A 25023-nucleotide genomic window follows, 5' to 3' on the forward strand; every position below is an offset into this window, starting at 1 on the left:
AAGAAAACTTCGTACCAAATCTTCGGTAAGCTTCATTTATAGAGTAGCATAAATTTTATCATATTTCAAAAAAACAGATGTAAATCTGTTTATTTGTTGCACCCAAAAATATTATTTTGTAGCATGTATAGTAAGACAAAAAAGTCACCTAAGAATATTTTCAATATCCTTAGATGATCTTGACAAGGATAAATCCTTATCTAAATGACATTGGCATAGTGACTTGCTATTTTTTAAAAAATATGTTATTTTAAGAGCCAGAGGTTTGATTTAAAGTTAAAAATACTGGTTCTTAAAGTTAGCATTTTACAATAATTCCAAAAAAATAAAAAATAACAGTGTTGACAAGTTTATACAAGTGTGTAATAATTAAAGCATCAAAAGAAAACGTTTATATAGAGGGTGAATATGAATACTAGAGATTTATTGGAACAGAATCCAATCATAGCAGCAGTAAAAAATAAAGAGGAATTAGATTTAGCATTAGAATCCTCAGCAGAAATTATATTTGTATTATTTGGAGATATAATTAATATTAAAGAAATAAGTGAGTTAATATTATCTAAAGGTAAAGTAGGAATAATTCACATTGATTTAGTGGAAGGTTTTACTAACAAGGAAATTGTCATAAAATACTTAAAACAAGAAACTAAGTTTAAGGGGATTATAAGCACAAAACCTCAAGTAGTTAAGACAGCTAAAAATTATGGACTAGTATCTATTCAAAGAGTTTTTATATTTGATACTATTTCATTGAATAATGCGAAAAATCATTTGGTTTCAGATTGCGATGCATTAGAAATATTACCAGGGGTTATTCCAAAGGTAATAAAGATTATGTCAGAAGATTCTAAAAAGCCTATTGTTGCAGGAGGCTTAATTGAAAACAAAGAAGAAGTTATGTTAGCATTATCTTCAGGTGCAACATGTGTATCTACAACTAAAAAAGAAATTTGGAATATGTAGGCTTAAGTGTGTGAGAGTAATAGCCGCATAAAACAAGGGGATTGTTTTGTGCGGCTTTATTTTATATAATTAATTGAATTGAGAGGATTGGTGAATTAATATGGAGAAAAAGTATATCTTAGCATTAGATCAAGGAACTACAAGTTCAAGAGCAATTATATTTGATAAGGAACAAAATATTGTAGGGGTAAGTCAAAAAGAATTTACTCAAATTTATCCTAAAGAAGGCTGGGTTGAACATAATCCACTAGAAATATGGTCAAGCGAATATGGAGTTCTTCAAGAAGTAATAGCAAAAACAAATATTACTGCTGATGAAATTGCAGCAATAGGTATCACTAATCAAAGAGAAACTACAATTGTATGGGATAAAAACACAGGAGAACCAGTTTACAATGCTATAGTATGGCAATGTAGAAGAACTGCTGCTATAGTAGAAGAATTAAAGAAAGACGAAGAATTTTCTACTTATGTAAAAGAAAATACTGGATTGTTATTAGATGCATATTTCTCAGGAACTAAGATTAAATGGATTTTAGACAATGTTGAAGGTGCAAGAGAAAGAGCTGAAAAGGGAGATCTTTTATTTGGTACAGTTGATACATGGTTAGTTTGGAAATTAACAAATGGTAAAGTTCATGTAACCGACTACACTAATGCTTCAAGAACTCTTCTTTATAACATAAAAGAATTAAAATGGGATGAAAGAATAATAAATAAATTAGGTATTCCAATGTCAATGTTACCAGAAGTTAAAAACTCTTCAGAGGTTTATGGACATACAAATCTTGGAGGTGTTGGAGGCGTAAGAGTTCCAATAGCTGGTATGGCTGGAGATCAACAATGTGCATTATTTGGACAAACATGTTTTGAAAAAGGTAGTGCTAAAAATACTTATGGAACAGGTTGTTTCTTACTTATGAACACAGGAAACGAAATGGTTCTTAGTAAGAATGGACTAGTAACTACAATAGCAGTTGGTATAGATGATAAAATTGAATATGCTTTAGAAGGGTCTGTATTCGTTGGAGGAGCTGTAATTCAATGGGTTAGAGATGAACTTCAATTTATTCATGATGCAGCAGATTCAGAATATTTTGCTAAAAAGGTAGAAGATAATGGAGGAGTATATGTTGTTCCAGCATTCGTTGGACTTGGTGCTCCATATTGGGACATGTATGCAAGAGGAGCTATCTTTGGTTTGACAAGAGGAGCTAATAGAAATCATATAATTAGAGCAGCTCTTGAAGCTATAGCATATCAAACAAATGATTTATTGTCAGCTATGGCAGAAGATGCTGGATGTAAGTTGGCATCACTTAGAGTTGATGGAGGAGCTAGTAGAAATAATCTATTAATGCAATTCCAATCAGATATTTCCAATACACAAGTACTTAGACCAATAATAACTGAAACAACAGCATTAGGAGCAGCATATTTAGCAGGTCTTGCAGTTAAGTTCTGGGAATCAAAAGAAGAAATTTCAAAGACATGGGCTATAAGCCAAAGTTATTCTCCAACTTTTGAAAGTGCAAAGAGAGAAAAACTATGTGCAGGTTGGAAGAACGCAGTAGAAAGAGTTAAAGGTTGGGCACAAAACTAAAACTTTATGTTGAATACTGTGAATAAAACTAGACAAATCTAAAACTTTGTGTTAATATGTAAATATAAAGATTAAAAGTGCTTAGAGAATTAGAGTCAAGCACAAAGACATGTTATTTTTAATGTGTATTTGTGTTTGGCTCTTTTGTTATATAAAGGAGGATAAAAAATGTATGATGTAGCAATAATTGGAGCCGGTGTCATAGGAGCTTCTATATTTAGGGAATTAACTAAATATAATTTAAAAGTAGCTGTTTTAGAGAAAGAAAAGGATGTATCAATGGGTACATCAAAAGCTAATTCAGCAATAGTACATGCAGGCTATGATCCAAAAGAAGGTACTTTAATGGCAAAGTTCAATGTTAAAGGTAATGAAATGTATGAAGACCTTTGCAAAGAATTATCTGTTCCATTTAAAAGAAATGGTTCATTAGTTGTAGCTCATTCAGATGAAGATATGAAAACTGTTGAAGAACTTTGTGCTAATGGAACTAAAATAGGAGTAAAAGGACTAAGAGTTATAGGTAAAAAAGAGCTTTTAGAAATGGAACCAAATCTTACAGATGAAGTACATGGAGCTCTTTATGCACCAACTGGAGGAATAGTTGGACCTTTTGAATACACAATCGCATTATGTGAAAACGGTGTAACAAATGGTGGAGAAATTAAACTTAAAAAAGAAGTTGTTTCAATTAAGAAAGATGATGTATTTACAATTGAAACTGCTGATGGAGAAATTATAAAAGCTAAATATGTAGTTAATGCTGCAGGACTTTATGCAGATAAAATTCATAATTTAATATGCAAAGAAAGCTTTAAGATAACTCCAAGAAGCGGAGAATACTTCGTAATGGATAAATCTCAAGGTGCTATAGTATCTCATACAATATTCCCTTGTCCTTCAAAACTTGGAAAAGGAATCTTAGTTAGTCCAACAGTACATGGTAATCTTATAATTGGACCTGATGCTATAGATATGGAAGATAAAGAAGATTTAGGAACAATAGGTGAAGGATTAGATGCTATAAGAGAAGCATCTATGCATACAACTACAAAAATTAATTTTAGAGAAAGCATAAGAAATTTTGCTGGACTTAGAGCTACTCCAAGCACAGGAGACTTTATAGTAGAAGAAAATGATGAAGTTAAAGGATTTGTAGATGCTGCTGGAATGAAATCACCAGGATTATCTTCAGCACCTGCTGTAGCTGAGGCTGTAGTAGAAATACTAGACAAAGCTGGTCTTGAATTAAATAAGAAAGATAATTTTATAGCAAAGAGAGAACAAATTCACTTTATGGAATTACCAGCTGAAGAAAAAGCTGCATTAATTAAAAAGAATCCTCAATACGGAAGAATGGTATGTAGATGTGAAAGTATCACAGAAGGTGAAATCGTAGGAGCTATCAAGAGATCATTTGGAACTCTTTCTTTAGATGGTGTTAAGAGAAGATGTAGACCAGGTATGGGAAGATGTCAAGGCGGATTCTGTGGACCTAGAGTTCAAGAAATAATAGCAAGAGAATATAATGTTAAACCAGAAGATATAGTTCAAGAAAAAGATGGTTCATACATTTTATTCGGAAAAACTAAGTAGGAGGCTTAAATTATGAGTTATGAATTAATAGTAATTGGTGGAGGCCCAGCAGGACTTGCAGCAGCTTATGAAGCATATAATGATGGAATCAAAAAGATACTAATTCTAGAAAGAGATAAAGAACTTGGAGGAATCCTGAACCAATGCATACATAATGGATTTGGGCTTCACACTTTTAAGGAAGAACTTACAGGTCCTGAATATGCAAGTAGATTTATTGACATGTTACAAGATACAAATGTAGAAATTAAACTTGATACTATGGTTTTAGATATCGAAAAGGATAAAACTGTACATGCAATTAATTCTGAAGAAGGCTATATGGCTTTAAAAACAGATGCAGTAATACTTGCAATGGGTTGTAGAGAAAGAACTAGAGGTGCTATAAACACTCCTGGAGATAGACCAGCAGGTGTATTTACAGCAGGAGCTGCTCAAAGATATATAAATATGGAAGGATATATGCCAGGTAAAGAAGTATTAATACTTGGATCTGGAGATATCGGACTTATAATGGCTAGAAGAATGACACTTGAAGGTGCTAAGGTTAAGGCTGTTGTAGAATTATGTCCATATTCTAATGGATTAAATAGAAATATTGTTCAATGTTTAAATGATTATGACATTCCATTATTCTTATCACATACTATAATCGATATAGTAGGAGATAAGAGATTAGAAAAAGTTGTAATTGCTGAAGTTGGTCCAGATAGAAAACCAATTAAGGGAACAGAAAAAGAATTTGCTGTTGATACATTATTATTATCAGTTGGACTTATTCCTGAAAATGAATTATCATCTAATGCTGGTATAGAACCAGATAGAAGAACAAATGGACTAATAGTAACAGAAAGTATGGAAACATCAATTGATGGAGTATTCGCTTGTGGTAATGTAGTTCATGTACATGACTTAGTTGACTTTGTAACTCAAGAATCAAAACATGCAGGAAAATCTGCTGCAAAATATATTAAAAAAGAGCTTAAAAAGGGTAATTATATAAATATAATTAATGGTCAAAATATCAATTATACAGTACCTCAAAAACTTAACCCAGAAGCTGTAGATGATAAATTAACTATATTTATGAGAGTTAATAATATTTATCATAATAAAGCTTTAGTTGTAAGATGTAATGGTGAAGAGATTGCTAAGTTCAAGAGAACTCATTTAGCACCATCAGAAATGGAAAAGGTTATTTTAAATAAGGCTTTATTAGAAAAAGTTAAAGGTGATATTACAATATCATTAGAGGATGGTGAATAATATGGTAAAAGAATTAATTTGCATAAGCTGCCCTATGGGTTGCCATTTAAGTGTAGATGCTGAAAACAAAACTGTAACAGGTAATACTTGTAAAAGAGGAGCAGAATATGGAATAAATGAAGTTACTAATCCAGTTAGAGTAATAACTTCAACTGTTAAGATTAAAGGTGGACAACTTCCTGTTATTCCTGTTAAGACTAAGGGCTCTATTCCAAAGGGACTTAATTTTAAATGCATGGAAGTTTTAAGTGGAGTTGAATTAGAAGCACCAGTTAAAATTGGAGATGTTATTGTAAAAAATGTATTAGGAACTGGAATAGATATTGTTGCATCTAGAAATATGAAAGCAATATAATTTCATATGCTTGATATAAATGGTGTACCAAAAACAAATTTGTTTTTGGTACACCATTTTTTTAGATTTAAAATGAACATACTAACAAGTGTACATTAAAAAGTTAATTAATAGTATAAAAAATATTACTAGAAATTACTTGTCTAAAATACTTTCTAGTAATAATTAAATAAATATATTATTTATTATAGTTTTATTTTTTGATTAATTAAATGCATCATATATTGCATGTATAGCTTTTTCAAAATTATCATTTTCTATACCAACTAATATATTAATTTCACTTGAACCTTGGTCGATCATTCTAATATTAATATCAGCCTTTGAAAGAGCAGTAAAGATTTTTGCAGCAACTCCTTTTTGTTTAGTCATTCCTTTGCCTACTGTTGTTATTAATGCCATATTAGGATGAACAACTATTGAATCAGGATTACAACTACGTTTAATCTCATCTATTATAGACTCCTTTTTGTTTTTTAGTTGAGAGTCTGAAATAACAAGACATACAGTATCTATTCCTGAAGGCATATTTTCAAATGAAACGTTATGTTGTTCAAGAATTGACAATAATTTTCTACAAAAACCTAATTCAGAGTTCATAAGAGCTTTTGCTATTGATATTACAGTAAAATCTTTTTTGCCAGCTATACCAGTTATAGTTTGTAAATCACTCTTTAATAAATCTTCTACTATAAATGTTCCTTTATCTTCAGGCCTGTTTGTGTTTTTTATATTTATTGGAATACCGACTTCTCTCACTGGGAAAATAGCATCTTCATGTAAAACCGAAGCCCCCATATAAGAAAGTTCCCTAAGTTCTGTATATGTAATTGTACTTATTGGTTTTGGATTGTTAATAATTCTAGGATCTGCCATTAGAAATCCTGAAACATCTGTCCAGTTTTCATAAAGATCAGCATTTAAACTTGCTGTAACTAGAGCTCCAGTTACATCAGAACCTCCTCTTGAAAAAGTTACTATATTACCTTCTTTATCAGCTCCATAAAATCCTGGAATTACAGCTCTAGGAATTGATGATAATGTTTCTCTTAAAGCACAGTGTGTTGCATTAGAATCTAAAGAACCATCATTATTAAATACAATAACATCCTTAGCATCAACAAACTCAAATCCTAAATAGTTGCTAAGAATTAATGAATTTAAATATTCCCCTCTACTTGCTGCATAATCACTAGAAGCTCCATCTTCAAGATCTTTTTTTATAATACTTAGATGTTCTTCAATATTAAAATTTAGTTTTAAATCATGAACTATACCAACATATCTTTCTCTAATGTGGTTAAAAACATCATCTAAAGATATTCCAGCATTGACATGAGCATGACAAAGGTACAATAAGTCTGTTATTTTTGAATCTTTAGAATTTCTTTTTCCAGGTGCTGAAGGCACAACATATTTTCTTGATTCATTTGCACATATTATGTCCTTTACTTTTTTAAATTGATTAGCATCAGCTAAAGAACTGCCACCAAATTTTGTGATAATTGTATTCATTTTTATAGCCCCCCAAATATAATATTCAATTGTATATACGAATGTTATATAATTGAATTAATGTTATATATAATTTTTTGTACATAATAAATTGTAACAAGTTATTATACAATATTCAACAATTTTAAATAAAAAGTAATACTGTATATTTAGCTATTTATGGGTAATATAAGAGAAGAATATTACTTAAAAAAATATTTTTATTGAGTATATAGTATTAATTTAAATTCTTAGAGGGTTTCTATAAGAAAATTCAAATGAAAATTATTGACAATCAATATATCATTCAGTATAATGAACATATTAATTAGATGTTTTGGCAATGGAGTCATAGAAGTGAAAATTTCTTGTGAGTCCATTTTTTTATTACCCAATAATTTTCTATAAATATGAAGTTTATTATTAACTGGTGAAGGAATGCTTAAAATTAGCTCAAAAATATTTATTACACTAACTTAGTATAAAAAAGGTAATAAACTTTGATTTAGAAGAGCATGTTATAGAGAGTAGTTAAGCAGATTTTTAAAGTGTTAAGATAGCCTATAAGTGAGAATCTAAATTCTACATGTTGATATCAAAACTTCTAAAGCGAGTGTATACTAGTTAGGCTTCATTTAAATAAATAGAGGGGGAATATGCTTTGGCAGATAAAATAACAAAAATAGATATTATAACAAGAAAAACTAAGTTTGATGAATTAAAGGAAGCGCTTAATGAAATAGGAATTATGGGAATGACAGTAACTCAAGTATTAGGATGTGGTACTCAAAAAGGTGATGTACAATACTACAGAGGAGTTGCTACGGAGTTGAAATTATTACCTAAAATTAAAGTGGAAATAGTTGTATGTGAAGTTCCTGTTGAGAAAGTTATTGAAGCAGCTAATGCTGTTTTAAGAACTGGTGAAATTGGAGATGGAAAGATTTTTGTATATGAAATACAAGATGCAATTAAAGTCAGAACAGGGGCAAGAGGAAAAGAAGCTCTTGAAAATGAATAAGAATCAAATTTTACAATAAATAAAAATTTTATCTAATATAACACTAAAATTATTATATTATCACTAAAATAAATATTAAACATTACTTTTGTCAATAAATTACTAAAATTAATAATATTTTTTAAAAATAACTTGATTTATTTTAAGATAATATATATAATATAAATAATAAATGATTGAGCAAAGGCGTTCAATAGACAAATAAATTTGTCTATTGTGCGCCTTTTTTAAAATTAAAAGGGGGAATTATCAATGGCAAAATATACAAAGGAAGATATAATAAATTTAGTTAAAGAAAATGGAGTTAGATTTATAAGGCTTCAATTTACTGATATCTTTGGAGCATTGAAAAATGTTGCAATAACAGATAGACAATTAGAAAAGGCATTAAACAATGAATGTATGTTTGATGGATCATCTATTGATGGATTTGTTAGAATAGAAGAATCAGATATGTGTTTAAGACCAAACTTAGATAGTTTTGTTATTTTCCCATGGAGACCACAACAAGGAAAAGTTGCAAGATTGATTTGTGATGTTTATAGACCCGATGGAACAGCATTTGAAGGAGATCCTAGAACTGTATTAAAGAAAGTTTTAGATGATGCAGCTAAATTAGGATATACTATGAACGTTGGACCAGAATGTGAATTCTTCTTATTTGAAACAGATGAAAATGGTAACGCAACAGTTAACACACAAGATAAAGCTGGATATTTCGATTTAGGACCAACAGACTTAGGAGAAAATGCTAGACGTGATATGACTTTAGCCCTAGAAGAAATGGGGTTTGAAATTGAAGCATCTCACCATGAAGTTGCTGAAGGACAAAACGAAATTGACTTTAAATATGCAGATGCACTAACAACTGCTGATAATATTATGACATTTAAACTAGTTGTTAAATCAATAGCACAAAGACATGGATTATATGCATCATTTATGCCAAAACCTATATTTGGAATTAATGGATCAGGAATGCATATTAATATGTCATTAAATAAAGATGGAAAAAATGCTTTTGTAGATGAAAATGATGCTGACGGTTTAAGTGAAACTGCTCATAGTTTTATTGCAGGAATACTAAAGCATATAAAAGGAATTGCAGCAATAACTAATCCACTAGTTAATTCATATAAGAGATTAGTTCCAGGATATGAAGCTCCAGTTTATATTGCTTGGTCAGGAAAAAACAGAACACCATTAATAAGAGTACCAGCAGCAAGAGGCGCAGGTACAAGAGTAGAATTAAGATGTCCAGATCCAAGTGCTAATCCTTATTTAGTATTAGCTTGTCTTTTAGCAGCTGGATTAGATGGAATCAAAAATAACTTAAAGCCACCAGCAAGTGTAGATGGAAATATATTCAAGATGACTCAAGAAGAAAGAACAGCAAATGGTATTGATAATTTACCAGATAATTTATATGAAGCAATTAAATTCATGAAAGAAAGTGATTTGGTAAAAGAAACCTTAGGAATGCATATATTTAAAAATTATGCTAAAGCTAAAGAAGCTGAATGGAATGATTATAGAATTAAGGTTCATAACTGGGAATTAGAAAGCTATCTTGAAAGATACTAAGGAACATTCAAAAAAATAATAGACCAGTATGCATATCTATTTTGCATCATATGGAAGCTCGACTCGTATAAACTCGCTGAGTAAGTGATTCACACAAAATCATAGATTGCACGGTGTGAAAGTTCGAAGAACGAAATATAAAATTTCGATTCTCACTTTTGGTTCTCTACTCACGTCGACAAATTCAGCTAATAGCTCGCTATTAACTGAATTTGCTTCCTTGTCTGACACGAAATATACGATGCACCTTTGGTCTATTATTTTCTTTCATGTGCCTAATTAATTGTTAAGGTGGGTGTTGCAATGCTATCGCGAGGAAAGATTATTATAGCATTAAGTAATATAGATACTAGTAAGAAGTTGAAGGGATTGTTAATGCAGGAGGGATATGACATTGTAGCCATGTGTACTTCAGGTAGTGAGTTAATGAGAATGGTTATGCAATATTCTCCAGATCTAGTTTTAGTGGGGTATAAATTCAAGGATATGAGCTTACTAGATGCTTATGATGCATTAATGGATCTCACAAGTTTTTTAGCTATTGTAAATGAGCCTTATCGTTCTTTTATTGAAGAAGATACTGATATATATTGTATAGGAACGAAGATTTCAAATGTGCTGTTAACAAATGCTATTGAGCTTATATTTCAAGGTAAAAAAAGAATTTTAAAATTAAAACAACAGGTTAAAACATTAGAACACACATTAGAAGATAGAAAGATAATTGAAAAAGCAAAAGGCAAGATTATGATAGATGAAAAGATGGAAGAAAATGAGGCATTTAGATATATGCAAAAGTTAAGTATGAATTTAGGCAAACCAATGAGCCATATTGCTAACTTTATATTAACTGAACAATTATAAAGATTTGTTGAATTATACCATCATTAATTATAGTGAAATATACGGGTAATTATATCAAAAAAAAGGTATTTTTACTCGTTATTTTGCTACTTATAAATAGGTTATTTTAAAAGGAGGAGTTTAAATGGATAATTATAATCCTAAATTACAAGGTCTGTATAGTCCATCGTTTGAACATGATGCTTGCGGAATTGGTACAATAGTAAATATTGACGGCGAAAAATCACATCAGATTTTATCAGACTGTTTAACTATATTAGAAAAGTTAAAGCATAGAGGTGGTACAGGAGCAGATGAAAATACTGGGGATGGTGCCGGTATCCTATTTAATATACCTCATAAGTTTTTTAAAGAGGAATTAAGAGATAAAGGCATAACACTTGGATCGGAAGGAGATTATGCTGTTGCAATGATGTTTTTACCTCAAGAAGAAAAGGCAAGAAAAGAAGGTTTAACTCTTTTTGAAGATATAGTAAAAGAAGAAGATCTTGAATTAATTGCCTGGAGAGAAGTTAAAACTAATCCTTCAATACTTGGAAAAGCATCATTGGGAGCAATGCCTGTAATTATGCAAGCTTTTGTAAAAAGGCCAAATGGAGTAAAAAGAGGAATCGCATTTGAAAGAGAATTATACATTATTAGAAGAAACATAGAAAAAAGAGCTGGATGGATAAGCAAATTCTTAAATGAAACTTTTTACATGGCCTCATTTTCATCAAAGACAATAGTATATAAAGGGATGCTCTTATCTACACAGTTAAGAGAATTTTATAAGGACTTAGAAGATGAGAGAGTTGAAACTTCTCTTGCATTAGTACATTCAAGATATAGCACTAATACATTCCCAAGTTGGGAAAGAGCTCATCCAAATAGATTTATGATTCATAATGGTGAGATTAACACACTACGAGGAAATGTTAATAAAGTTTATTCGAGAGAAACAAATGTTAAATCTAGAGTACTGGGAAAAGAGTTAAATAGGGTGTTACCTATTATAAATAAAGAAGGCTCAGACTCTGCAATTTTAGATAATAACTTAGAATTCTTATATATGAATGGTATGGATTTAACTAGAGCCGTAATGATGGCCATTCCAGAACCGTGGTATAAGAGTAAGACTATGAGTAAGGAAAAGAAAGCTTTTTATGAATATAATGCTACATTAATGGAACCATGGGATGGTCCAGCAGCTATCGTATTTACAGATGGTGAAAAAGTTGGTGCAGTTTTAGATAGAAATGGTTTAAGACCATCAAGATATTATATAACTAAGGACAGAAGACTAATATTATCTTCTGAAGTTGGTGCTTTAGATATACCACCTGAAATTGTTGAAAAGAAAGATAGATTAAGACCAGGTAGAATGTTACTTGTAGATACTGTAAAGAAGGAAGTTATAGATGATGAGGAATTAAAGCATACTTATGCAACTCAAAATCCTTATGGAGAATGGCTTGAGAATAATTTAGTTACTTTAGATAAAATGAAAGAAGGAAAGTCTTTCAAAATTGAATATGACAAAGAAACTAGAAAAAGATTAGAAAAGACATTTGGATATACTTATGAAGAAGTAAAAACAACTATGCTTCCTATGGCTGAAAGTGGTGCAGAACCATTGGCAGCAATGGGTGTTGATACTCCAATTGCAGTATTATCTAAGCAGTCTCAGCCATTATTTAATTATTTTAAACAATTATTTGCACAAGTAACTAATCCACCTATAGATGCAATTAGGGAAGAAATAGTTACAGCTTCTAATGTGTATATTGGACCAGAAGGTAATATATTAGAAGATAAGTCTGTGAATTGTGATTTAATTAAGCTTGATACACCAATAATAAATAATGAGGAATTAGCTAAGATAAAGGCACTTAATCAAGGAAATTTAAAATCAAAAATTATAGATATTGTATTTGATAAGGGAGGATCTTTAGAAGATGCGCTAGATGAGATGTTTGAAAAGGCTCAAGAAGCATATGAAAAAGGATACACTATACTTATATTATCTGATAGAAATGTATGTGCAACTAAGATTCCAATTCCATCATTGCTTGCAGTGTCAGCACTTCATCAATACTTGGTTCAAAAGGGAACAAGAACATCAGTTGGATTAATATTAGAAAGTGGAGAGCCAAGAGAAGTTCATCATTTTGCAACTTTAATTGGATTTGGTGCGTCAGCTATAAATCCATATATGGCTTATGAATCTTTAAGAGGATTAATTGAAGATGGATTACTTGATGTAGAATATGATAAAGCAGTTTATAATTATAATAAAGCAATACTTAAAGGAATAACTAAGGTACTTTCTAAAATGGGTATTTCAACAATTCAATCTTATCAAGGAGCTCAAATATTTGAAGCTATAGGTATTGGAAAAGAAGTTATTGATAAGTATTTTACTAATACTGTAAGTAGAATTGCTGGAATAGGATTAAAAGAAATTCAAAAGGAAGCTGAAATAAATCATGAAAATGGTTTTAGAGATAAAACATATGCAGCAGACTTTTCATTAGATTCACCAGGATATGAGAAACTTAGAGCTGGTGAAGAACAAGAACAACATCTATATAATCCTTTAACTATTCATAAATTACAAGAAGCTACCAAAAACGGAAATTATGAATTATTTAAAGAATATACTTCTTTAATTGATGATGAAAAAGCAGAAATAACTTTAAGAGGATTATTAGATTTTAATTATAATTCTAAAGCAATTTCATTAGATGAGGTTGAGCCGGTTTCAGAAATAGTTAAGAGATTTAAAACCGGAGCTATGTCATATGGATCAATTTCTAAAGAAGCTCATGAAGCATTAGCTATTGCTATGAATAGAATTGGTGGTAGATCTAATACTGGTGAAGGAGGAGAAGACTCAGAAAGATGGATTGTAGATGAAAATGGAGACTCAAGAAGATCTTCAATAAAACAAATAGCATCTGGAAGATTTGGAGTAACTTCAGAATATTTAGTAAATGCAGATGAACTTCAAATAAAATTGGCTCAAGGAGCAAAACCGGGTGAAGGTGGTCAATTACCTGCAAACAAGGTTTATCCATGGGTTGCTAAGACTAGACACTCAACTACAGGTGTTGGACTTATATCACCACCACCACATCATGATATTTATTCAATAGAAGACTTAGCTCAATTAATTTATGATTTAAAGAATGTAAATATGGATGCTAGGGTATCTGTTAAGCTAGTTTCAGAATGTGGAGTTGGTACTGTTGCAGCTGGTGTTGCAAAAGGTGGTGCTGATGTAATATTAATCTCAGGTTATGATGGAGGAACAGGTGCATCACCTAAGAACTCTATTAAAAATGCAGGACTTCCTTGGGAACTTGGACTTGCAGAAGCTCATCAAACTCTTTTAATGAATGAATTAAGAGATAGAGTTAAAGTTGAAGTTGATGGTAAACTTATGAGTGGTAGAGATGTTGCCGTTGCTGCACTTTTAGGAGCTGAAGAATTTGGATTTGCAACTGCACCATTAGTATCTTTAGGATGCGTTATGATGAGAGTTTGTAATTTAGATACTTGTCCTGTAGGTATAGCAACTCAAAATGAAGAATTAAGAAAGAGATTTAAAGGAAAGCCTGAATATGTAGTTAACTTTATGTACTTTATAGCACAAGAATTAAGAGAAATTATGGCGAGTCTTGGATTTAGAAAACTTGATGAAATGGTTGGTAGAGTAGATAGGCTTAAGCAAAAAGAAAATATTTATGGTTGGAAAGCTAAAAATATAGATTTAAGTTCTGTACTTTATACTCCAAGTAAGTTTAAAGGTAAAGTAGTTAAATTTGATAAGAACAAAAAGTATGATCATAAATTAAATGAAGTAATAGATGAAAAAGTATTCTTAGATAAATGCAAGGATTCAATAAATAAAGGTGAAAAAACAAAATTTGAAGTTAATGTAACTAATACGAATAGAACCCTTGGAACTATCCTGGGTTCTGAAATTACTAAAGTGTATAAAACGGTAGGATTACCTGAAGATACTATATGTATTAAGTGTAATGGAGCGGCAGGTCAAAGTTTTGGATCGTTCATTCCAAAGGGATTAACTTTTGAAGTCGAAGGGGATGCTAATGACTACTTTGGTAAAGGATTATCAGGTGGTAAACTTATAGTATATCCTCCAAAGAAATCTACATTTGTAGCAGAAGAAAACATCTTAATTGGTAATGTTGCTTTATATGGGGCAACAAGTGGTAAAGTATTTATAAATGGTATTGCAGGTGAAAGATTCTGTGTTAGAAATTCAGGAGCAACGGCAGTTGTTGAAGGTGTTGGAGCACATGGATGTGAATATATGACAGGTGGAAAAGTTGTTATTTTAGGTAAGACTGGAATTAACTTTGCAGCTGGTATGAGTGGTGGAGTTGTTTATCTTTATAACGATGATGAAAACTTTAGAATAAACTTAAATGAAGAAATGGTCTTATTAGAAGAATTAAGCTTAGAAGATGAAATTGAATTAAAAGATTTAATTGAAGAACATGTAGAAAATACTGGTTCTCATAAAGGAAATAAAATATTATCCAACTTTGATACAGAAAAATCTAATTTCATTAAAATAATTCCTAAGGATTACAAGAAGGTATTAGAAACAGTTGAAAAGTATAAAAATCTTGGATGTGATGATGAAGAAGCACTAATTAAAGCTTTCCAAGAAATTAAAGAAAGATAGGAGTGCAAGAAAACATGGGTAAACCAACTGGATTTTTAGATTATGATAGAGAAGAAGGTAAAAATAGAGAACCAAAAGAAAGATTAAAAGATTATAAAGAATTTCATACAAGACTTTCTTTGGATAAACAATGTGTTCAAGGAGCAAGATGTATGGACTGTGGAGTTCCGTTTTGTCAATCAGGAGTGTTGTTTTCAGGAATGGTATCAGGTTGTCCTTTGCACAATCTAATACCTGAGTGGAATGATTTAGTTTATAAAGGAAAATGGGATTTAGCTTATGAAAGATTAATTAAAACTAATCCGTTTCCAGAATTTACAGGAAGAGTTTGTCCAGCACCTTGCGAAGCTGGATGCACAGCAGGATTAAATGGTCCATCAGTTACTATAAAGGAAAATGAAAGAGCTATAATTGACACTGCATATGAAAATGGAAAAGTAGAGGCAAATCCTCCACTTAAGAGAACTGGAAAAAAAGTTGCAGTAATTGGTTCTGGTCCAGCAGGACTTTCGGCGGCAAACACATTAAATAAATGTGGTCATAAAGTTACAGTATTTGAAAGAAGTGATAGACCAGGTGGATTATTAATGTATGGAATTCCTAATATGAAACTTGATAAAGAAATTATATTAAGAAGAGTTAAACTTATGGCAGAAGAAGGCATTAAATTTATAACTAATGCAAATGTTGGTGATAATTATGATGCTCAAGATATAATAGACAATTATGATGCAGTAATTCTTGCAACTGGAGCATCGGAGCCAAGAGATTTACAAGCAAAAGGAAGAAATATTAATGGAATATATTTTGCAGTAGATTTCTTAAAAGCAAATACTAAAAGTTTATTAGATTCAAATCATGAAGATGATAATTATATTTCTGCAAAAGATAAAAATGTAATTGTAATAGGTGGGGGAGACACAGGAACAGATTGTGTTGGAACATCACTTCGTCATGGTTGCACATCATTAGTTCAATTTGAAATAATGGGAGAACCTGCAACAGAAAGATCAGAAAAGAATCCATGGCCAGAGTGGCCTAAAATTCTTAAGGTAGATTATGGACAAGAAGAATTTAAAACCATATATGGAAAGGATCCGAGAGAGTATTTGACAACAGTTATAGCTCTAAACAGTGATAAAGATGGAAATCTTGAAAGTGTTGATACGGTAAATGTTAAATGGAAGAAAGATAATAATGGAAGAATGTCACCAGTTCCAGTTAATGGGTCAGAAAAGAATTGGAAGGCAGAAATTGTATTGCTTGCAATGGGATTCACAGGGTCACAAAGTTATCTTAAAGATGCTTTTGGAGTTGAATTTGATGGAAGAGGTAATATAACATCCGAATTTGGAAATTTCAAGACTAATGTTCCTAAAGTATTTGTAACAGGAGATGCAAGACTTGGACAGTCATTAGTAGTTACAGCTATTAGTGAAGGTCTAAAGGTGGGTATGGAAGTAAATAATTTTTTAAGAAAATAAGGGTAAAGCAGAGTTTAGTTTCATATTTCTAAATTGGATATAATAAAAATTTTAGCAGTCTTACCTTAATATTTTAAGGTAAGACTGTTTTTTTAATTTTATTTAATAGTGATACATAAATATTATTGGCGCTGTTTTAAAATTGTGTTGATATTGTTACATATTTTTCAGTGGGCTAAAAAATTAAACATTAGTATATGTAAGCTTAGCAAGTTTTTAAAGGTATAATATTATATACAATAGAAATTTTACGATTTAAAATATTAGCTATGTTTTAAAATAATGTTGATATTTTAATATAAAGGCGAACTGGCATTGGAATTTGCTTTGTAGAACTCTTAATAAATATTTAATTGTTATTTTAAAAGTAATGATGAAAACTTGTAGGATGTTAAAGAATACATAATAATCTCTTTTATCGTATTAGGATTAGAAATTATTTTACCTAAAATTACAAATAATATGGTTTAATTAACCTCTTAATAACATATCAAATATCTCTTATTGCATTAGTTCCAAATTTAATGTATAATATAAAAAAGAAATTAAAAGTTGCAAAGGAGTATATTATAAATATGAGAGGAAATTTTGAAAAAATAGTATATTTCATTGGAGGAGTATGTATAATAGCTCTAATATTATTTTTATTTCCATATATTTTATTATTTGGAGTAATTGCTTATTTATTAATAAAAGTAATAGCATTTTTTAATAAAGATAAAGCATATACAAAAACCTCACAAGTTAAAAATAATGAATATACTACATATAAATCAAACGAAGACGAAGACGAAGACGAAGATATTGGTGAAATAATTGATGTTGAATATGAAGAAGTAGATAAAAAATAGTTTTCTTGATGTCAATGGGAAGACTTATAAAAATATGATTATATTAAGAAGAAATTAGAATATTGACTAGTTATTTTTTTCAGATACCTAAAGAGGTCTCAAAATATTTTTTGAGATCTTTTTATATATGTCCTAATTAAGTTAATACATGTATAATCTTTTATATAATTTTCATAGAAAATTATATCTTTAATTAACAATATCTAGTTAGAAGCATATATATCATAAGTTTTCTATATAAGTTCCTCACTATAGTAGTTAAATCATAGTATTTATAAGTGTTCTAAAATTTATATTAATGAACAAACTTTATTGGAACTTATATATTTTTTATCTGTGTTAGGTGTAATTTAATTTTCTGTTTAAAAATAAACATAACTAATATGGTATTAAAAAACTTACTATAATATAATATTAACTGTAATAAACAGTTGGAATGGAGATGTGATATGAAAATTAAGGGTAGCATAATAACATTTTTAAAGTTATTAATAGCAGCATATCTGTGTATAGGAATTGTACTACTATTAGCTAGTAATTTAATTTTTGATTTAAGCTTAAATGCAAGTTTAATAGTTGTAATATTTGTATTATGCTCAGTAGTATATGGAGTTTTAACGAGAAATAGAAAATTTATTGTAACTGGTGGAGGTGTAGCTTTAGCATATATTGCATTAGCTATAATATGTAGTCCGATAGTAAGTTATAATTCACACAGAAATTTAATTGGAAACATAAGTGAAGTGGAATTTTCAAGTCAAATAGAATATATTGATTTGAATCAATTGCCAACTATAGATAAAGAGTTGGCAGGAAAACTTGCAGATAAAAAATTAGGTGAAATTTCAAGTCTAGGTAGTCAAGTATATGTTGGATCGTTAGATTTACAAAGTATAAATGGAGAGTTATATTATGTAGCACCATTAGAGCATTCATCATTATTTAAGTGGTTTACAAATAAAGAGGGTACAGTAGGATATATAAAAGTAAGTGCAACAAATCAAAATGATGTTCAATTAATCACAGAACTTGATGGAAAAGAGCTTAAAATTAAATATTTAGACTCATCTTACTTATTAAGTAATTTAAAAAGAGCTGCATTTCTTAGAGATATGAAAGCAGGACATACAGATTTTACATTTGAATTAGATGATACAGGAAGACCATATTGGGTTGTAACAAGATATGACAATGCAGTAGGTATTGCAGAGTCCAAAGCGATAGGTGCATTAATAATGGATGCACAAACGGGGGAATCCAAAGTTTATGATATTAATAATTTACCTCATTGGGTAGACAGAATACAACCTGCAAATTATGTTAGAAGATATATTGATAAATGGGGAGATCTAGTACATGGAATTCTAAATTTTAGTGATAAAGATAAATTGAAATCAACTCCAGGTATGAATGTAATATATAATAATGATATTTGTTACTATTGCACAGGAATAACATCAGTAGGTAGTGATGAGAGCTTAGTAGGATTTACTTTAACTAATACAAGAAATGGAGAAACTAAGTTGTATAAGACTGCTGGAGCAACAGAAGAAGCAAGTATGAAATCAGCACAAGGTAAAGTACAACAATATGGATATCAAGCTACATTTCCATATTTAATAAATGTTCAAAATGAACCAACGTATTTTATGACCTTAAAAGATTCAAATGGATTAGTTAAACAATATGCAATGGTTAATGTTAAAAACTTTAATACTGTAGGGGTTGGTGATAGTCTTCAATCTACTCTGAATAAATACTTAGAGGGATTAACTAATACTAATATTTCTTTAGAGGGAGGAAATAATGAAGAGAAGATAAATGGTGAAATTGAAAGAATTGGTGTTGTGGTTAAAGAAGGTACAAGTATTTATGATATTAAGTTAAAAAATATAGATAATATTTTTTCGGTTTCCACTGAAACATCTAGAGAGGTAGCGTTAGCAAGTATAGGAGATAATGTCTCAATTAAATTTATTAAGGTTGGAGATAACAGATATATAATTACAAATTCATTCGAGGATTTGTCATTAAAAAAGAATAGTTAAGGCACTTCAAAAAAATAACAAGTAAGTTAGCTAGTCTATTTTGTGTCATACTGCATCGATAATATTAGTCCATAGCCTACTATGAACTAATATTACCTCTTTGTTTGGCATAAAGTGAAACTTTTCAGGTGGAATTTAGTTGAACTTATCTTAAGATAAAATATACGTCGCATCTTTGACTTGTTATTTTCTTTCATGTGCCTAAAGTTATTTTAATAAATGTTTATTTTATAACTTGCATTTTAATTTGATACATGATATACTAAAGTAGTTCGAAAGTGAACAAAAAAATAAGATGAAGATTTAATTACATTAAAATTTCTCCTTTGAGAAAGTGTTAGTTAACTAAGTCTTTGAATTTGGAGGAATTAGAATGGAAGATAAAACATTAGTATGTAAAGATTGTGGAAACGAATTTGTATTTACAGTTGGAGAACAAGAATTCTACAAAGAAAAAGGATTCGAAAATGAACCAGTAAGATGTGCTGATTGTAGAAGAGCTAGAAAGCAACAAAACAACAGAAGATAGTTTTACGTTGAAATTTAAGCTATGAGAATTTATTCTTATAGCTTTTTTTGATATATAAAATTAAGATATTTATGCATATTCAAATATCTTAGACTTACTAGTGGAAAAGTAAAATAAAAATAGTTGAAAAAAGTGCAATTCGAAATTAAAAAAATAAATATAAAATGTAATTTTGATTTTCAATTAGTTCCAATGCATTAATGATTATTTTAATATACATATAAATACTATAATTTTGTTTTGAAAATACCAAAAGCCACATAAATTATATATGTGGCTTTTGGTAAGAACTATTTAAAATTAAAGTTCATATCAGTCTAATTAATAGTAGCTTTTAAAAAAGCATTAGCTTCACTTTCAGTAATGTCTTTAATAAGAGTTATTTCATCAATTAGAAATTTACGTGCAGTGTTTAACATTTGCTTTTCACTAGAATTTAACGCTTTTTGTTTATTAATAAGTGTTAAATCATAAACTACTTCAGCACTGTCTTGTAAAGAACCAGATTTAATCTTATCCATATTTAGTTGATATCTTTGCTTAGAAGTAATCTCTTCATCTTCTGAGCTTGATTTGTCATGAACATTAGCTAATATGTTTTCTAATGTAGATGTATCACTAATCATACGTAAATTTGAAGTTAAGACTCTATCTGTTGGAATCATTATTTCCATATTGTTTTTTAGCATTTTTATTATGCAATACTGTTTTTTTTGACCAGAAAAAATTTTTTCTTCAATGTTTTGAACTATTCCTATTCCTTGCATTGGGTAAACAACTCTATCACCAGCTTTAAACAAAAAATGCACCTCCATATATTTTGATATCTTATATAGTATAACACAATTTTCATTTTTTATCAAATTTTTAATGATATCATATTTTATATAGGCCTGTCAATAAATTTTATATAAAAATAAAAAAAATTAGAAATCTTTTATTTCTAACATTGTAATCTAGTTTGATTCATCCTTTGTTTATGTAATATGCTGATAATTACTACTATTAGTCAGCAATATTTCCTCGTCTAGCACAAAATAGACATAGTATATTGGAATGTTCTTTTTTAGATGACTAAAGTAAATTTTTCTAATAATTAGTATATATAGTAATTTAATTATTAATATTTAAATTACTTATAGCAAATAAATGCGAAATAATATTTCGTTTTATTTGCTTTTTTTAATAAACACTTATAGATAAATTCTTTTAACAGTAAATTGAAGTAAAGTATTTTTTATAAAAATACTTTAAAAATAAAAAAAGATGCAGAAAAAAGCATAAATATAACTAAGAAAGAAGAAAGCCTTGATTAACATTATTATGTGATGTAAAATAAAGGAAAATAATTACATTTATATACAAATAAATTATGGCTATAAAATTGAAAAGCATAGATATAGTAGTAAATGATTAAAGACACTTTATCACAATATAATGGAAAAGGTGGTTAAGAAGATGGGGCTTAAGTATAAAAAAACTTTAAAGCTTGGTAAAAATACAAAAATAAAATTAACTAGTGACAGTGGAATTACTATTATTACTAAATTCAAAGAAGGTCATATTTCTATAAATAAGAAGGGGATAATGGTATATGGGGAGAATGGAGTAATAAAACACCAAAAGCAATTATGGATATTTAAAAAGAAAAAAATAAATATTAAAGAATTTAAAATTTCAAAAATAGAAAGAAGAATAAAGGTTAAAAATAAAAAAAATATAATAAAAAAAATATTATCATATGATAAAGATTTAAATAAAGGAATAAACAAGTATAGGAATGCAAGAAAGAATTTTTGGATATATATACCTCTTTCAATAATATTAAGTAAAAATTTAATAGTATCATTTATGTGTATTATTTTTGCAATTTATTTTAGCATAAGAGCATTTAAACTAATTAAATATAAAAAGATATATACAATAGTAAAACAAGTAGGAACAGACTTATCGTTTATGAATTTATATGATGAGGAAAAAATAAACTTTTTAATAGAAAAATTTAGAAATAACTATAGTGAGGATGCTAAAGAATATAAAGAATTAATAAATGTTTTTAATAAATTTAAGAATACAGGAAAGAGGACAGAAAAAGAGTTAAATAATCTTGAAGTTGAAGATATATCATATTATTTGAAAACAAGGGATTATGAACAAAATAATCTTAATAAAGAAGAAAGAATAGATGAAAGTAATGATTTGGGTAATGAAAAGAATGAAGGATTAAAGTACAGTATGAAAAGTGATAAAGTAAATAATAGAACAATAAATTATAGATCATCATTTGAGGAAAATCCACTTAACAATTTAGCTATATTGTATAGAAAAGAAGAAAAAAAATCTGATGGAATTAAAAAAATTAAAAAAGTTGTAGAATTTTTTGATGATATAGATGGTATAGAAACAATTACTAAAAAAGATAAGGCTGTTATTTCAAAAGATAACAATAAGTTAACTGTTTATTTTTATAAAAAGTCATCTATTCTTTAATAATTTTAGAAAGTATATTATTTTATAATATATATGTTCTAATTAAGTTTATACATTTGAATTACTAAAAAATGTAACAACATCAACACTATATTAAAACAGAGCCTAAAGTTAAAAGGGGTTGTCTCAGAATTACCCAGTGAAATAATAACAAAGAAATAGAAATAACATTTATTAAAGAAGACTAGAAAAATTTCGCTAAGGCGTATGAAACAAAATAGACTAGCATACTGACTTGTTATTTTGTTGAATATGCCTAAAAGTTTCTAACATTTAAAGTTGTACCCATAAAAGATTGCTCCTAATATACATTAGGACAATCATTTATGGAACAACTTCAAATGAAGAAACTCTAAGCTTATTTTTCAATGCTTCTTCCACAAATGTTATTTCTATTTCTTTTTTGAATATACATCATATCAGTAAATGATTTGTATTATGAGACAACTCCTTTTTAGGTTAATATACACAAATTTATCCATATGAACTTCTTTATTACATTTAATAAAGAAGTTCATATGGATAAATAAGAATAGCTATGATATTATGATATAAGTAAAAAAATTTACTTTGCAGGGGATTGCTTAATGTAGAGATTAGAGTAGTTAACCTTAAGATGTGTAGCTAAAAATAGTTATATATTAAGTAAAGTAAAGTTTAACATAAATGATATGGAGGAAATTATATTATGAAAGATATAATGGTAATAGGTATAGCGGGAGGAACAGGTTCTGGAAAAACTACATTATCACTTAACATAAAAGAAGCATTCAATAATGATGTAATGATTCTTTCACATGATTATTACTATAAACCCAATGACAGGATTTCTTTAGAAGAACGTAAAAAACTTAATTATGATCATCCTAACTCTTTTGAAACAGATCTTTTAATAGAGCATCTTAAAAAATTAAAGGCAGGACAAGTAATTAATCATCCAGTTTATTCTTTTGTAGAACACACTAGAACTAATGAAACTGTTATGATTAAACCATCAAAGGTAATTATTGTTGAAGGAATATTAATTTTTGAAAATAAAGAATTATGTGATTTGATGGATATTAAAGTTTTTGTAGACACAGATTCAGATGTGAGAATTATAAGAAGATTATTAAGGGATGTACAAGAGAGAGGAAGAGATATTGAGTCCGTTATAAATCAATATCTTAGCACAGTTAAACCAATGCATGAGGAATTTGTTGATCCAAGTAAAAGAAGAGCAGATATTATAATTCCAGAAGGCGGATTTAACACTGTAGCACTTAATATGTTATTGGAAAGAATACGTAGTTTTATTAATGCAAACTAAATTAGTAGTACATAATTAGGCACATGAAAATAAATAACAAGTCCAAAGTTGCCATGGATATTTTTCATCAGGCAAGGAGACGAATTGCCCTCATAGCGGGTCTATTAGGTCAATTTGCCGACGTAGCATGATGGAAAATAGGCTGGTAAATTGACTTGTTATTTTTTTGAATGTGCCTTAATTAAATACTAAAAATATATAATTAGAATAAGGTTAGAATTTAAGACTATAATTAGTTTGAAATTCTAACCTTTTTATATAAATTAGTTTTAGGCACACAATTTTGTTAAGAATATAGAACTATTCACTGTGTAGGAGCATATAATAATAAAATGACCGATATTAATTGGTTAAAATTGGGGGGACATAATGAATAAAAAAACAATAAAATCAACACTCTTAATAGTTGCTGCACTAACAACAATGTGCTTAATACCATCAGTAGGAGCATCAGCAAAAGTTAGACCTACAAGCTTAATAGAAAAATTAGCTGATAGACCTAGAGAAAAGTCTATAACCATACCATTGCTATCAGGAGAAAAAGTGACAATAGGGGTAATGGCAGATGCAGATGCCAATTCTGGTATAGATGGATTATCAACAAAGACAGCAACAGGTTTAGCAATAAGCTCATCAACTGGAAAATCAGTAAATATATCTACAGCAACATCAACAGGTGTTGCTTATTCGCATGAAACAGGAGCAACAACAGGAGCACTAGCAGGAATATCAATAAAAACATCAGAAGGAGAAGCAGCAGGAATAAAAATAGGTGGTCACTATTCTAGTAAGGATGGTTGGGTAAGCCAAAGTGGAAAATGGCATAATGAAGATACTAACACAGATGTTACACCAAAAGAGTAG

Annotated in this window: 18 protein-coding genes; 16 read left to right on the plus strand and 2 right to left on the minus strand. The window is 29.2% G+C overall.

Features of this window, described 5'->3' with window-relative positions; all coding sequences use genetic code 11:
* The first annotated feature begins 408 nt into the window (after positions 1-408).
* The 5 genes from BM027_RS16055 to BM027_RS16075 all read left to right on the plus strand — a co-directional run bounded on the left by BM027_RS16055 (position 409) and on the right by BM027_RS16075 (position 5786).
* Entirely contained in the window at positions 409-966 is a 558-nt protein-coding gene (locus BM027_RS16055; protein ID WP_090094083.1) for a glycerol-3-phosphate responsive antiterminator, read from the plus strand.
* Between the two features lie 100 nt (positions 967-1066).
* Entirely contained in the window at positions 1067-2569 is a 1503-nt protein-coding gene (gene glpK, locus BM027_RS16060; protein WP_090094085.1) for a glycerol kinase GlpK, read from the plus strand.
* A gap of 168 nt (positions 2570-2737) precedes the next feature.
* A complete protein-coding gene (locus BM027_RS16065) occupies positions 2738-4165 on the plus strand; it encodes an NAD(P)/FAD-dependent oxidoreductase (RefSeq protein WP_090094087.1) in 1428 nt (475 codons plus the stop codon).
* 12 nt (positions 4166-4177) lie between these two features.
* Entirely contained in the window at positions 4178-5431 is a 1254-nt protein-coding gene (locus BM027_RS16070; RefSeq protein ID WP_090094089.1) for an NAD(P)/FAD-dependent oxidoreductase, read from the plus strand.
* A 1-nt stretch (position 5432) separates the two neighbouring features.
* A complete protein-coding gene (locus BM027_RS16075; RefSeq protein ID WP_090094090.1) occupies positions 5433-5786 on the plus strand; it encodes a DUF1667 domain-containing protein in 354 nt (117 codons plus the stop codon).
* Between the two features lie 204 nt (positions 5787-5990).
* Here BM027_RS16075 and BM027_RS16080 read toward each other — a convergent pair whose 3' ends face one another.
* Positions 5991-7301 carry an aspartate kinase gene (locus BM027_RS16080; RefSeq protein ID WP_090094093.1) on the minus strand — a complete coding sequence of 437 codons (1311 nt, stop codon included), beginning with the start codon at positions 7299-7301 and terminating at the stop codon, positions 5991-5993.
* A gap of 640 nt (positions 7302-7941) precedes the next feature.
* Between BM027_RS16080 and BM027_RS16085 the strand changes: the two genes are divergently transcribed.
* The 8 genes from BM027_RS16085 to BM027_RS16120 all read left to right on the plus strand — a co-directional run bounded on the left by BM027_RS16085 (position 7942) and on the right by BM027_RS16120 (position 20360).
* Positions 7942-8301 (plus strand): P-II family nitrogen regulator, encoded by a 360-nt coding sequence (locus BM027_RS16085; protein ID WP_090094096.1) that lies wholly within the window; start codon positions 7942-7944, stop codon positions 8299-8301.
* A gap of 252 nt (positions 8302-8553) precedes the next feature.
* Positions 8554-9885: a type I glutamate--ammonia ligase gene (gene glnA, locus BM027_RS16090; protein WP_090094099.1), complete on the plus strand. Its 1332-nt coding sequence runs from the start codon at positions 8554-8556 to the stop codon at positions 9883-9885.
* A 303-nt stretch (positions 9886-10188) separates the two neighbouring features.
* A complete protein-coding gene (locus tag BM027_RS16095; RefSeq protein ID WP_090094102.1) occupies positions 10189-10749 on the plus strand; it encodes an ANTAR domain-containing response regulator in 561 nt (186 codons plus the stop codon).
* 124 nt (positions 10750-10873) lie between these two features.
* On the plus strand, positions 10874-15448 hold the full coding sequence (gene gltB / locus BM027_RS16100; RefSeq protein ID WP_090094105.1) for a glutamate synthase large subunit: 4575 nt from the start codon (positions 10874-10876) through the stop codon (positions 15446-15448).
* 14 nt (positions 15449-15462) lie between these two features.
* Entirely contained in the window at positions 15463-16932 is a 1470-nt protein-coding gene (locus tag BM027_RS16105) for a glutamate synthase subunit beta (RefSeq protein ID WP_090094108.1), read from the plus strand.
* A 575-nt stretch (positions 16933-17507) separates the two neighbouring features.
* Positions 17508-17783, plus strand: coding sequence for a hypothetical protein (locus BM027_RS16110; RefSeq protein WP_090094110.1), 276 nt, complete (start codon positions 17508-17510; stop codon positions 17781-17783).
* Positions 17784-18232: 449 nt separating this feature from the next.
* Positions 18233-19831, plus strand: a complete 1599-nt coding sequence (locus BM027_RS16115) for a cell shape-determining protein (RefSeq protein ID WP_090094115.1) — start codon at positions 18233-18235, stop codon at positions 19829-19831.
* A 373-nt stretch (positions 19832-20204) separates the two neighbouring features.
* Positions 20205-20360, plus strand: coding sequence for a zinc-ribbon domain-containing protein (locus tag BM027_RS16120; protein WP_090094117.1), 156 nt, complete (start codon positions 20205-20207; stop codon positions 20358-20360).
* A gap of 317 nt (positions 20361-20677) precedes the next feature.
* Here BM027_RS16120 and BM027_RS16125 read toward each other — a convergent pair whose 3' ends face one another.
* Positions 20678-21160, minus strand: coding sequence for a CarD family transcriptional regulator (locus tag BM027_RS16125; RefSeq protein WP_090094119.1), 483 nt, complete (start codon positions 21158-21160; stop codon positions 20678-20680).
* A gap of 658 nt (positions 21161-21818) precedes the next feature.
* Here BM027_RS16125 and BM027_RS16130 point away from each other — a divergent pair.
* The 3 genes from BM027_RS16130 (at position 21819) to BM027_RS16140 (ending at position 25023) form a co-directional block, all read left to right on the plus strand.
* Positions 21819-22850 carry a hypothetical protein gene (locus BM027_RS16130; protein ID WP_090094122.1) on the plus strand — a complete coding sequence of 344 codons (1032 nt, stop codon included), beginning with the start codon at positions 21819-21821 and terminating at the stop codon, positions 22848-22850.
* A gap of 688 nt (positions 22851-23538) precedes the next feature.
* The gene (gene udk, locus BM027_RS16135) at positions 23539-24159 is read left to right on the plus strand and encodes a uridine kinase (RefSeq protein ID WP_090094124.1); all 621 of its coding nucleotides are present in this window, start codon (positions 23539-23541) and stop codon (positions 24157-24159) included.
* A gap of 369 nt (positions 24160-24528) precedes the next feature.
* Positions 24529-25023 (plus strand): hypothetical protein, encoded by a 495-nt coding sequence (locus BM027_RS16140; protein WP_090094127.1) that lies wholly within the window; start codon positions 24529-24531, stop codon positions 25021-25023.

It is taken from the genome of Clostridium uliginosum (assembly GCF_900112485.1).
In the GTDB taxonomy this organism is placed as follows: domain Bacteria; phylum Bacillota; class Clostridia; order Clostridiales; family Clostridiaceae; genus Clostridium; species Clostridium uliginosum.

Coding starts and splice junctions, on each gene's coding strand:
- BM027_RS16065 (WP_090094087.1), top strand. CDS start 2,738: ATGTATGATGTAGCAATAATTGGAGCCGGTGTCATAGGAGCTTCTATA.
- BM027_RS16120 (WP_090094117.1), top strand. CDS start 20,205: ATGGAAGATAAAACATTAGTATGTAAAGATTGTGGAAACGAATTTGTA.
- glnA (WP_090094099.1), top strand. CDS start 8,554: ATGGCAAAATATACAAAGGAAGATATAATAAATTTAGTTAAAGAAAAT.
- BM027_RS16110 (WP_090094110.1), top strand. CDS start 17,508: ATGAGAGGAAATTTTGAAAAAATAGTATATTTCATTGGAGGAGTATGT.
- gltB (WP_090094105.1), top strand. CDS start 10,874: ATGGATAATTATAATCCTAAATTACAAGGTCTGTATAGTCCATCGTTT.
- BM027_RS16105 (WP_090094108.1), top strand. CDS start 15,463: ATGGGTAAACCAACTGGATTTTTAGATTATGATAGAGAAGAAGGTAAA.
- BM027_RS16115 (WP_090094115.1), top strand. CDS start 18,233: ATGAAAATTAAGGGTAGCATAATAACATTTTTAAAGTTATTAATAGCA.
- udk (WP_090094124.1), top strand. CDS start 23,539: ATGAAAGATATAATGGTAATAGGTATAGCGGGAGGAACAGGTTCTGGA.
- BM027_RS16095 (WP_090094102.1), top strand. CDS start 10,189: ATGCTATCGCGAGGAAAGATTATTATAGCATTAAGTAATATAGATACT.
- BM027_RS16130 (WP_090094122.1), top strand. CDS start 21,819: ATGGGGCTTAAGTATAAAAAAACTTTAAAGCTTGGTAAAAATACAAAA.
- BM027_RS16055 (WP_090094083.1), top strand. CDS start 409: ATGAATACTAGAGATTTATTGGAACAGAATCCAATCATAGCAGCAGTA.
- BM027_RS16075 (WP_090094090.1), top strand. CDS start 5,433: ATGGTAAAAGAATTAATTTGCATAAGCTGCCCTATGGGTTGCCATTTA.
- BM027_RS16070 (WP_090094089.1), top strand. CDS start 4,178: ATGAGTTATGAATTAATAGTAATTGGTGGAGGCCCAGCAGGACTTGCA.
- BM027_RS16140 (WP_090094127.1), top strand. CDS start 24,529: ATGAATAAAAAAACAATAAAATCAACACTCTTAATAGTTGCTGCACTA.
- BM027_RS16080 (WP_090094093.1), bottom strand. CDS start 7,301: ATGAATACAATTATCACAAAATTTGGTGGCAGTTCTTTAGCTGATGCT.
- glpK (WP_090094085.1), top strand. CDS start 1,067: ATGGAGAAAAAGTATATCTTAGCATTAGATCAAGGAACTACAAGTTCA.